Raw genomic sequence first — 11,376 nt, forward strand, 5'->3', positions numbered from 1 at the left:
ATAAGCGCTGATTGAGCGTGTTGATAAGCGCTGTGAACATCATAGAAAAGTAAAACGGATGAATAATAAGAGTGAACCGATAAAATGAGATACACGCTACAACTGCGCAGTAAGTTAGTACTTGGTAACGTGTTTTCCGTTGCGTTAAGCGGCTTATGCGGTTGGTGCGTGTGGTTTTTTCTTGGCAGTGAACATGTTTGGCTAGCGCTGCTAACGAGTTTGGGCTTGTGTTTTGTGTTAAGCATGTGGTTAACATCTGCACTGAATGACTGCCTGAAAGCAATAGAAGTGGGCTTACTTAATTTTAAAGATAATGAGTTTAGTGTGTCGCTGCATGGTTATGGAGAGCCTCAGTTAGATGCCATTGCTGAGCTTTATAATCAAGCATCCCAAAAGCTGCGAAACGAAAGGCAATTTATTTATCAGCGTGAATTAATGTTGGACAAAGTGATTCAAAACTCGCCCAATATTATGTTGTTAGTTGATGACAATCAAAGGATTATCTATGCAAATGACGCCGCTAGGCATTTATTTAATCAAGGCGTACGCATAGAAGGAATGCTGTTAAATGCACTTATCGCCGAGCTGCCGAGTGCATTAAAGCACGCATTGAATAGTCAGCATGAAGGATTGTTTTCAATTGATGTGAACAATGAGCAATTAACATCGGACGGCAGCGGTAATGAAGAGCTGGAAACCTGGCATATTTCTCGAGGCAGCTTTACTCAAAATAATCAACAGCATCATTTGATTCTACTAAAACAGTTAACTAAAGAGCTTAACCGTCAAGAAGTGGCTGTGTGGAAAAAAGTGATTCGAATTATCAGCCACGAGTTAAATAATTCTGTCGCGCCAATTGCGTCGATGGTTAACTCTGGACGAGTGTTAACTAAAGATCTTGATAATGAAAAGCTGGCACTTATTTTTGATACCATCGAAAACAGAACCGCTCACCTAAGCCAATTTATTTCTCATTATGCACAATTTGCTAAGTTACCTTTGCCACGTAAAACCACAGTAGATTGGTCGCAATTAGTCGATCAGTTAGCTGAGCAATACCCGTTTAAACTCACCTCTACTTTGCCAACGTTGAACATCGCGCTCGACAGTGTTCAACTTGAGCAAGTCCTGATTAATCTGCTAAAAAACGCCCATGAGTCAGGCTCAGATACACAGCATGTCACTTTGGATATCGATGAAATCACTCATCCTGTATCTGGTATTTTGATTGTAGTGGCAGATCAAGGTAGCGGTATGTCCAGCGAAGTGTTGTCTCAAGCCTTATTACCTTTTTATTCAACCAAACAATCAGGTACGGGGATCGGTTTGCCTCTGTGTCGCGAGATTATCGAAGCGCATGGCGGTCACATTACCATGCAAAACAAAGTTGAAGGCGGACTGAGCGTTAAATTATGGTTACCTAAAGAGTCATAGTAAGACTCATTTATGGCAGCTGTTAGTTAGACAGACTTCTGATCATGCCTTTTTTAAACCAATCTTGTAAGGTCTGTAATACCATTGCGGGTGCGCTGTGTTCATCATACCAATTAAGCATCAACTCGCATTGTTGAGCGAAGTTATGACCAGCAATAAATCCGGTAAGCAGCGCGTGCTGGCTAGCCGTTAAGGACTCAAATTGAGTTAGCCTTTCGTTATTTCGCCACAGTAACCAATGACGTTCTCGCTTGTAGTATGGTGCATCTGGATGGGTGTCGGCTTTTAATGCTTGCCAGCTTTCAACTGCGTTACTTTGGCAGCTGAAAACTTGAACACTCGGATGAAAACGTAATTGGCAGTTTGGCCAATATTCAGGTGGTAAATGTTGTAACGCTTCAAAACCTATTCTGTTTGCATCTGCAGCATCAAAAGCAACCAGTAAGCGTCGCTCAAATTCTGCTATGTCAGCTAAAATGGGGTACTGGCTAAAAAATGCATCTTGGCGTAAATACTCAGTTAAGTTATTGCAAAAATGCCTTAATGAGCTGGTGGCTGATGGGTGTGTTTGAATGTACTCTTTCGATAACTTATCGAACAATTCATCACCTAAATATAACGCTAATATTTGATGGTCAGTTTCAAGTGTTTCTGTAAGGCGAGTACGATAAGCATTAGCGTAAATTTCCAAGCGATGTTGCGCTGAAATCCCCGTTTGTTGTGCCACTCTGTGAGTTATACTTTGCGGATGTTCAGGAGAGGCCTCAAAGAGCAGATACTGCATAAATTCTTGTTGAATTTTAGCTAGTTTACTCATACTGCAACCTTTCTTTTTGGCAATAACGATTGGGTCTGAAAGGCTGCTGTAGTATGAGAATCTAGCCCCATGGAGGTTAATGATGAACAAGCCAGTGCAGGGTGACCAGGTAAAGTTAATTCAGCAATTTTTTGAGCTTCTAATAATTCTTGGTATAACACAGGAAAATCAGGAATATTGGCATCTCGCTCAATCATGGTACTTATTGGACCAAAGCGTTCAAGTGCGGCTTGATATAGTGTCCAGACACTCGGTGGGACTTCGTTGTCATGAGTATCAATCACATATTCGCCATGATCCGAATGGCCAGCCAAGTGAAATTGCTGCACTCGTCTAGGATCTATTTTATTTAAATAATCAAGCGGGTTAAAACAATGATTACGCGCACTGACATAGATATTGTTGATATCTAGCAATATTAAGCAGTCTGCTTCTTCTGCAACTTGAGATAAAAACTCCCATTCGTCCATCGTTGAGTCTTTATAGGATAAGTAACTCGAGACGTTTTCGAGTAATAAACGGCGACCTAAAAAGTCTTGCACGACGTTTATACGTTCAACCACGTGCTTTACGGTTTCTTCTGTATATGGCAAAGGTAATAAGTCATGGCTGTTAACACCATGAATTGAGGTCCAACAAATATGATCAGAAATCCACTTCGGATTAATGTCATTACTGAGTTTTTTGAGAGACTTGAGGTAATCCATGTCTAATGGATCTGTGCTGCCAATCGACATAGAAACACCATGCATCACGACAGGGTATTGCTCAGCGATCGCTTCAAGGTAATAACGAGGTTTACCCCCTGCAACCATGTAGTTTTCTGATAGGACTTCAAACCAATCTATGGCGGGTTGATGCTGCAAGATGTACTCAAAATGATCTGTACGAAGCCCTAAGCCAAAACCAATAAAGTCTTGCGTAATTTTCGAATCTGACATGGGCTTTCCTTAGGTTAATCATAACCTTCATGCTGGTGGAAGACGGATGTTGACTTGCTTGTTATCGAATGAATTTAAGCAAAATAAACGGCTTGGCAATAAGGAGATGAGTCTTACCAAGCCATTATTACAACTCGTGATGTCGACTAAGCTTAAAAGTTGTTCAGGCTTGAACGTTAGCCGGTTTTACCGCCGATATCGGCGCATGATTTTGCGGTTGTATTCACAAAGCCTGTGCCTTTACAGCTTGCTTTACCGCCACAGGCATTGTCAGCACCTTTACAATCATTGTGTCCTTTACATACGTTAACACCGTAACAATGGACCAAATCAGCTTTGGTTATTTTACCAACCCAATCATCTTTTATTTTCCCGCCAACATCGCTACACGCTTTAGACGGCATAGCAACAAAACCTGTGCCTTCACAACTCGCTTGACCCTTACAAGCATTGTCAGCGGTACCGCAGTCATTGTGTCCTTTACAGATGTTGACGTCATAACAATGGACTAAGTCAGTTTCACCTGCAGTAACGGCTGTGGTATTGGATTCTCCTGCGACAGCTTGACCCGATAATCCCGCCATTGCCATGGCTAACGCTGCACCTGATAGTGCGGTTTGTGCTTTAGTATTCATGATATTTCCTTGCATTAACTCATCTGTACAAACCTTGAGTTTGATGAGTTAGTGCTTGCTAATGAGTAAGAACGTAGACACTTCCATGCCTTCCTTTGACTATCTCCCACTTGTTAAACGATATTATCCGCGGTTATCTGTCTTAATAGCAGGTAGTTATATTGACCGTGGTGGCGTTACAGATATTTCATAAAAATTAATTTTTTATCGAAGAAATCAGGTAAATGACAAGAAAGGGTTTTCGTTACAGTTTGATTTTGAATAACTTTTTATTAACACTTGTTGGTTAACTTTTTCAACTAATGAAGCCCAATTATTAGGGCCTGTTGATCTTTGCTGGTTAAGTTTTGTTCGAAATAAAAGCGTTTTAATTGAGGCGGATGGATTGATGCCTAGTCATCTAAGCACTTCTTTTTTAAAAAGATGCATCCAACAAAGAGTAAAACGCTTTTACTCGACCCCTTTGGGCAGCGTTTGTTGGCCATTTTTACTGCGTTATTGACTTTTTATGTAGAATAACTACACCACAAAGTCTCTTCCTTGTATAAATGGCCAACAATTCGCTGCAAAAATAACCTTGAAAGATCAACAGGCCCTAGAATCTTAGCTAATGAATATCCAATTAAGCCGTCATTGTGGTTAGGAGAGCTCCAATATTGGCCTTAGACCTATTTGTTGTTGGATTAACTGATGAGATTAATTGAAGTCGCTGCGATGAGCTGAAATGGGTTTTTATACGTATAAAAAAATGTTTTACTATCCGCTCATTGATTACTGCAAGCTAGGAAGCACCATGCAAACATTACTTATTTGTCTTTTTATCGCCTTATTATTGCCATATTTTGCTAAAGGCCCCGTTGCTGTTGCGATGGCTAAACTAGGTGGGTATGACAATGCACATCCTCGCGCGCAGCAATCCCAGCTAACAGGACTCGGTGCTAGGGCGCTTGCAGGGCACCAAAATGCATTTGAATCACTCATTGTGTTTGGCATTTGTTGTCTAACGGCAATTGCTACAGACAATGTTAATTCGACAGTGAGCACGTTAGCCATAGTACATGTGGTCGCAAGAGCGGCCTATCACATCTTATATATCAAAGGTTTATCGACCCTTAGATCGCTTTCTTGGTTTGTGGCTATTTTCAGTTCGTTCGGAATTTTTTGGCAGGCGTTTTAGTCGGCACTAAATTCAATTTAGATTAGGTTAGCGGATTAATATCGCCAATATTTCAAGTTAAAACAACTTACTTAATTGAACTGATTCAGCTGGCAATGTACTGGTTTTATTCTCGCTAAAATGATCTCCGTCATCTATTGCTAAGAAAGCACATTATCAAATTTTTACAGCAATTTAGCTAAGCCTAGTTGTTTGCAGTTTATCAATATCGGCAGCCCAGATAGTGGTTAGTTAAAAACGAAAAAGCCGTCAACATTATTGACGGCAAATACTGCAATGGGGCGGTGGCTTTATTCGTATTCAGAAGAGTAGGTTTCAGAATAAGAATGAGAATATAACTCGAATAAAGTACCGAATGGATCTTCTAAATAAACCATTTTATAAGGCTTGCTGTCATCTTCTGGGTGATATCGCATGGTTTCCATTCGAGTCTTGCCACCATATTGTCTTACGCGTTCAATGACACCTTCAAAATCATCTGTTTCCAGAGAATAATGAAATAAACCAATTTTTGAGAAGTCGACATGATGACGCTCTTCTCTGTCTTTCATTTCAAATAGTTCGAAACCTACTCCGTCAGTGGTTACCAGGTGGGCAATATTAAAGCCTTTAAACCCTTCGCCAAATACAGCGATACACATGGCTCCAATGGCGGTTTCTTTTTCTTCGATGACAGCAGATTTTCCCATTACGACTTTTAGTCCCAATGCTTTGGTATAAAACTCAATCGCTTTATCCATGTCGCTGACCATAATACCTACATGACTCATCTTCATTTGCTTCACCTTAATAATGTTTGGTTCGTTTTGATGAGTGAAGTATATGGCGATATCGCACTGATTAAAAATTATCAAATTTTATATTTTTAATAATTTTTTGTTATTAATTTAATGGAGAGAGTGGATGATTCACGCCAAAAAACTCACTCACCTTTGAAGATGAGTGAGTGTGCTGTCATGACGCTGTTGGGTAATCAATATAACCAACTTCATTTCCACCGTATAAGGTTAATCTTGCATCGGCATCAAATTCAGCGAGTGGCTTGTTGTGTTTAAAGCGTTCCACTAGGTCAGGGTTTGTGACATAAGGCGTGCCAAAAGCAACCAAATCGGCATAGCCTTTGGTTAATAATGTTTGTGCGCTTTCTTGTGTCAGCTTACCAGCGACCATAATGGTGTGAGGATATATAGCTCGTATCTCTTGTCTAAAGTGATCTGTTGCTTCTGTGTATTCACCAATATTTTCAGAAAAATGCACATAAGCTAAATTAAGTGGGGCAATTTCTTTAAGCAGCAACTTTGTGACGTCAATAATATCACTGTCAACTTCACTAAAGCCTTCACCTACCAAAGGCGATAAGCGTATTGCGACTTTATTGGCACCTATGGCATCAGCAACAGCGTTGATAATATCCACTGTCAATCTAATACGGTTTTGTTGACTGCCACCATATTGGTCCTGTCGCTGATTACTGACTTTACGCATGAACTGGTCGAGTAAATAGCCATGTGCACCATGGAGCTCAATACCGTCAAACCCCGCTTCTATTGCGTTTTTTGCGGCTTGGACAAAATCCGCAACGGTTTGGTCGATATCAGTTTGCGTCATAGCACGAGGTACTGAGGTTTCAACCATGCCATATCCCCCGTCAGCGAGAGGACCATAGACTTTATCTGCTTGTTTTATCGCTGAAGGAGCAACAGGTTGCTCACCAGCAATATCAGTATGAGAGCGTCTGCCAACATGCCAAAGTTGAGTAAAAATTTTACCGCCTTTTTGGTGTACGGCATCGGTGACTAACCTCCAACCTTCTATTTGCGCTTGTGTATAAATGCCAGGTGTCAGTGAGTATCCTCTGGCCACTGCTGAAACTGGCGTTCCCTCTGAAATAATTAACCCCGCACTGGCTCGTTGCTGATAGTAAGTTGCCATCAATGCGTTAGGCACATCGCCAGGCTGACTGGTGCGTGAACGTGTCATTGGTGCCATAGTAATGCGGTTAGCAAGCCTTGAACCTGCTAAATCAAATTCGGTAAATAACATAACAATTCCTGATGATTGTTGATAAAAATGCAAATTAAAATGAAACACCTAAGGTGATTAGGCGCTTTCTGATTCTGAAAACGTGGGATAATCAGTTAAGCCTTTTTCATTACCGCCAAACAAGGTTTGTGGATCATGATTTGCCCAAGGTTGACCGTGTTTTATCCGTGATGGCAGGTCTGGGTTCGCGACAAATGGTCTACCAAAAGCAATCATGTCAGCCACACCTGATTCGATAGCTGAGATTGCTCGTTCAACGGTGTATTTACCTGCATAAATCAACACTCCAGCAAAGGCATTGCGTATGGCATTTTTAAAACTATTACTCATAACGGGGGCATCATCCCAGTCGGCCTCTGCAATATGTAAGTACGCAATATTATGCTTATTTAACAGCGCAGCTGCAGCAACATAGGTTTGTTCTGGATTAGCATCGACAGTGCCATTAAGTGTCGTGAGTGGTGCTAATCTGACACCAATTTTGTCGGCACCAATAACAGCAGCCATTGCGCTAATCACCTCATCAAGAAATCGCAGTCTATTCGTTAAGTTTCCACCATATTTATCGGTACGGTGATTAGATTCAGAATCAATAAACTGGTTAATCAAATAGCCATTAGCGGCATGAAGTTCAATACCATCAAAACCTGCATTAATTGCATTGCTAGCCGCTTGTGTATACTCGGCGATCACTGTATCAATATCTGCTTGCGTCATTTCGCGTGGGGTTACCACATCAACAAAACCGGGAGCATGAGTACCATCGTCGATGAAAACCTTAACGTTATTCGCTTTAATTGCAGAGGATGAAATAGGTTGCAATCCACCAATATTTTGCGGGTGAGTAACACGACCAACATGCCACAATTGAGCAAACATGACCCCATTGTTGGCGTGTACAGCCTTGGTGACTTTTTGCCATCCATCTAATTGGGCTGATGAATATATTCCAGGGGTCCAAGCATAGCCTTGTGCTAAAGGAGATATTTGTGTGCCTTCACCAATGATAAGTCCTGCTGAACTTCGCTGAGCGTAATAGGCTGCCATCATTTCATTTGCGCTGTTATCAGGCAAACTCGCTCTTGAGCGGGTCATGGGTGGCATGACAATGCGATTTGCCAACGTAAGTTGGCCTAATTTGATTGGGTTAAATAGTGCTGCTGTCATGATTTTTCCTCGACATTGGGCTAATGAAGGAAATCATAACGGCAAGAACTCATTGCAAAAACAGCAAATGATACAAATAACTTTTGTTAAATATGCAAAAGTAAATGCTGTAATTTCAGCGCTACAACTTCATTGAGCGCCAGAACAATTCAAAACTTGCTTCACGGTGGACTTTATCATGGCCCCACTGAGGGTTATCGGTGAAGTAGCGAATCGCAGCTAAATATTGACCATGGCAATTCTCAAGCATTAATGTGATTGGAAAATCGGCAATGATGTTCAGTTGCTGACCTTTGGCGATAAGCTCAATAATGAAATGTAAAATACTGTTCATCGCTTGAGAGCGGATTTCGGGATCAATATCAGATGATAAAGAAAACTGCAGGAAAAATTTTTGTTTGGTTGGATTTAACAGTGCCCAATCAATCGCATGTTGCCACAGTTTATTGGCGCTGCTTTTTAATGTCGCTGCGTTATTTACATCCGCTGAAATAGAGTTACTGGTATGAAAATCTATATCAGTAATCAATTGCTCTAAAGAAGCCTCTTTATCATTGATTGGCGATAAGGATTGCGTCATCGAATGGGTAAGCGAATCAGCAAACTCTTGCTTTACCACAACAAAGAGATGATTCAATAGGGCTTCTTTAGAAGGAAAGTGATGAAATAAAGTGCCTGTTGCTACCCCTGCTGTTTTTGCTATTGAAGCCGTGGAAGTGCCATGAAAGCCTTGGTCGACAAACAGTTGTAACGCGCCATCTAAAATAGCTTGTTTTTTATCTGTTGCAGCAGGTTTTATGGTGGCTGACATACGCGTTTGATTTCCTATGTTGATTTAAATTCTTTGTTTTACTTAGGCTTAGAATAAAGTGGGTGAGGATATATTGCACCCACTTTGAACTAACGTAAAAACATCTTCATCAATAGCGCTTGGATTTTTGTACCATAAGGAGGATGAACAAATAAACCAGAATTAAACTTGCCACTTTTAAGGACTGTTTTGGCATGGCTAAACGTCAAAAAACCTTCTTTACCATGATAATGTCCCATGCCTGATGGGCCAATACCGCCAAAAGGTGCATCATCTGCAGCAACATGAAACACAGTATCGTTTATACAAACGCCACCCGAATGGGTGTGCTGAACGATGTGTTGCTGGGTTGAGCTATCAAAACTCATGATATATAAGGCTAATGGACGTTCTCGTTGATTAATATATCCGATCGCATTATCAATATTTTTATAGCTCACAATAGGCAGCAAGGGGCCAAAAATCTCTTCTTGCATCACGGTCATATCATCGCTGGTAGCAGTGATTAATTGAGTCGGTAATTTTCGAACATTAGTATCAATGTTGTATTTGGTTGCAGAGTGGATCACCGCACCTTTTTGTTTAGCGTCTTCCAACGCAGTTAATAAACGCGAATATTGACGTTCATTAATGACATTGCCGTAATCAGGGTTAGAGTCAAAGTCAGGGTACATCTTATTGAAGCGCTTTTGATATTCACTGATGAGTTCATCAACCTTATCTTCTGGGCATAAAATGTAATCAGGTGCGACACAGATTTGGCCAGCATTTAAACATTTACCGTAAATGAGTCGCTCGACTGCTGTGGCAATATCAATATCAGGTGCAATAACAACAGGAGATTTCCCGCCGAGTTCAAGTGTGACAGGCGTGAGGTTATCGGCCGCAGCACGCATAACGTGACGACCTACTGTGGTAGAACCGGTGAAAAGCATATGATCAAAAGGCAGGGCAGAGAATGCCGCTGCTACATCAGCTTCACCCTCAATGACTGCAACTTCATCTTCATTAAAGATTTTTGCCAACATTGCTTTAATCACTTGGTTGGTCGCTGGGGTAAATTCAGACATTTTCAACATGGCTCTGTTACCAGCAGCAATGGCGGTTATTAATGGACCAATGGCTAACATCACAGGGAAATTCCATGGGACGATAATGCCGACAACTCCCAATGGCTGATAGTGAACCGTTACAGATGAAGGCGCGAGAAGTAAGCCCGCATGACGACGATTTGGTTTCATCCATTTTTTAAGGTTTTTCAGCGTGTAATTGATGTTATTTACACATGGCATGATGTCAGAAATCATGGTGTCGTTACTTGAGCGATGACCATAATCGGCAGCGAGAGCAGTAACAAATTGCTCACTTTGCTCCAATAATCCAGCTTTGAGCTGTTCAAGTTTGCTGACTCTTGACTGATAACTAGGTGCTGGCATTGAGTTGTAAGCCTGTCGCTGTAGGTCGAGGTGTTGTTTCAATGAGGTTTGGTGTGTTTCATTGAGCGCCATATTCATCTGCTTCTCCTAGTGTTTTTCTGCAGCCTAGTTATCGTTTAAAATTAAACCGACTGATTAGTCGGTTTAATATGGGCTATAAATCATCAAAAGGCAAGTTTTAGATAATTTGAGTCACAGAAGTTGATACAGCTCAAGGAGCAAATTAGTGTTTTACACTACACTTTTATTAGGAGATAGTAATTAACGTAAGCCACACGAGATTTAAGTATTAATTAAAAATGTGTTGATATTCTGCCTATGGATATTGTCACATTAAGTCTTGTTTAGGCGGTATCAGTAACACCTAGTTAGCTGAAAAATTTTAATTTTTTTCAATCTACAAGAGGGCGTCACTATGCGTTCACGTAATATATTATGGCCGACTGATTTTTCTGAGACGGCTTCTCATGCTTTGCGATATGCCATCGAAATGGCAAACTTATATCAAGTTGGTATTCGTATTCTTCATGTGGTTGATCAGCCTCTAGGTGATGAGAATTATATGATTCTCGCCATCACACCAGAAGAGTTAGCAAAAAGTATGGAGCAGGCCGCTGCAGATAAAATGCGCGGTTTATTAGCTGAGCTTAAAACTGACTTACCCGTCGAAACCCTAATTCGTCGCGGCGATGCAATTGAAGAAATCGTTGCAGAAGCCAATAGCGGTGATATTGGTATGGTAGTGATCGCTAGTCATGGCCGAACAGGGTTAGCACATTTTCTCCATGACAATGTCGCTGAGGAAGTAGCCAATCAAGCGCTTTGTCCAGTACTGGTTGTGAAATAGTTAGCGTGCACTGCGCTCGATATGTGAGTTGTTTTGTAAAGCGAGAAGTCACGATTTAAGCTTATTTA

The 11,376-nt window shown here is 41.1% G+C and carries 11 protein-coding genes; 3 read left to right on the forward strand and 8 right to left on the reverse strand.

Features of this window, described 5'->3' with window-relative positions; all coding sequences use genetic code 11:
* The first annotated feature begins 84 nt into the window (after positions 1-84).
* The gene (locus J8L86_RS08190) at positions 85-1,434 is read left to right on the forward strand and encodes an ATP-binding protein (RefSeq protein ID WP_211029814.1); all 1,350 of its coding nucleotides are present in this window, start codon (positions 85-87) and stop codon (positions 1,432-1,434) included.
* 22 nt (positions 1,435-1,456) lie between these two features.
* On the opposite strand, the gene J8L86_RS08195 is transcribed toward J8L86_RS08190, so the two are convergent.
* The 3 genes from J8L86_RS08195 to J8L86_RS08205 form a co-directional block, all read right to left on the reverse strand.
* Positions 1,457-2,251 carry a DNA-binding domain-containing protein gene (locus J8L86_RS08195; RefSeq protein ID WP_211029815.1) on the reverse strand — a complete coding sequence of 265 codons (795 nt, stop codon included), beginning with the start codon at positions 2,249-2,251 and terminating at the stop codon, positions 1,457-1,459.
* Positions 2,248-3,192 carry a DUF692 domain-containing protein gene (locus J8L86_RS08200; RefSeq protein ID WP_211029817.1) on the reverse strand — a complete coding sequence of 315 codons (945 nt, stop codon included), beginning with the start codon at positions 3,190-3,192 and terminating at the stop codon, positions 2,248-2,250. Before J8L86_RS08200 ends, J8L86_RS08195 begins: the two co-directional genes overlap by 4 nt.
* 176 nt (positions 3,193-3,368) lie before the next feature.
* Positions 3,369-3,827, reverse strand: a complete 459-nt coding sequence (locus J8L86_RS08205; RefSeq protein ID WP_211029826.1) for a hypothetical protein — start codon at positions 3,825-3,827, stop codon at positions 3,369-3,371.
* A gap of 793 nt (positions 3,828-4,620) precedes the next feature.
* Here J8L86_RS08205 and J8L86_RS08210 point away from each other — a divergent pair.
* On the forward strand, positions 4,621-5,004 hold the full coding sequence (locus tag J8L86_RS08210; RefSeq protein ID WP_055023665.1) for an MAPEG family protein: 384 nt from the start codon (positions 4,621-4,623) through the stop codon (positions 5,002-5,004).
* 290 nt (positions 5,005-5,294) lie between these two features.
* Here J8L86_RS08210 and J8L86_RS08215 read toward each other — a convergent pair whose 3' ends face one another.
* The 5 genes from J8L86_RS08215 to J8L86_RS08235 all read right to left on the reverse strand — a co-directional run bounded on the left by J8L86_RS08215 (position 5,295) and on the right by J8L86_RS08235 (position 10,539).
* Positions 5,295-5,780: a VOC family protein gene (locus J8L86_RS08215; RefSeq protein ID WP_055023666.1), complete on the reverse strand. Its 486-nt coding sequence runs from the start codon at positions 5,778-5,780 to the stop codon at positions 5,295-5,297.
* A gap of 178 nt (positions 5,781-5,958) precedes the next feature.
* A complete protein-coding gene (locus J8L86_RS08220) occupies positions 5,959-7,047 on the reverse strand; it encodes an alkene reductase (RefSeq protein ID WP_211029828.1) in 1,089 nt (362 codons plus the stop codon).
* Between the two features lie 57 nt (positions 7,048-7,104).
* Complete coding sequence (locus tag J8L86_RS08225; protein ID WP_211029830.1) at positions 7,105-8,214, reverse strand: alkene reductase; 1,110 nt, start codon at positions 8,212-8,214, stop codon at positions 7,105-7,107.
* Positions 8,215-8,335: 121 nt separating this feature from the next.
* Positions 8,336-9,025, reverse strand: coding sequence for a TetR/AcrR family transcriptional regulator (locus J8L86_RS08230; RefSeq protein ID WP_065108676.1), 690 nt, complete (start codon positions 9,023-9,025; stop codon positions 8,336-8,338).
* An 89-nt stretch (positions 9,026-9,114) separates the two neighbouring features.
* Entirely contained in the window at positions 9,115-10,539 is a 1,425-nt protein-coding gene (locus J8L86_RS08235; protein ID WP_055023670.1) for a coniferyl aldehyde dehydrogenase, read from the reverse strand.
* Positions 10,540-10,876: 337 nt separating this feature from the next.
* Here J8L86_RS08235 and J8L86_RS08240 point away from each other — a divergent pair, with 337 nt between their 5' ends.
* Positions 10,877-11,308: a universal stress protein gene (locus tag J8L86_RS08240; RefSeq protein WP_055023671.1), complete on the forward strand. Its 432-nt coding sequence runs from the start codon at positions 10,877-10,879 to the stop codon at positions 11,306-11,308.
* The last annotated feature ends 68 nt before the right edge of the window (positions 11,309-11,376 follow it).

The organism is Shewanella sp. MMG014, from assembly GCF_018100775.1.
GTDB classification, from domain to species: domain Bacteria; phylum Pseudomonadota; class Gammaproteobacteria; order Enterobacterales; family Shewanellaceae; genus Shewanella; species Shewanella japonica.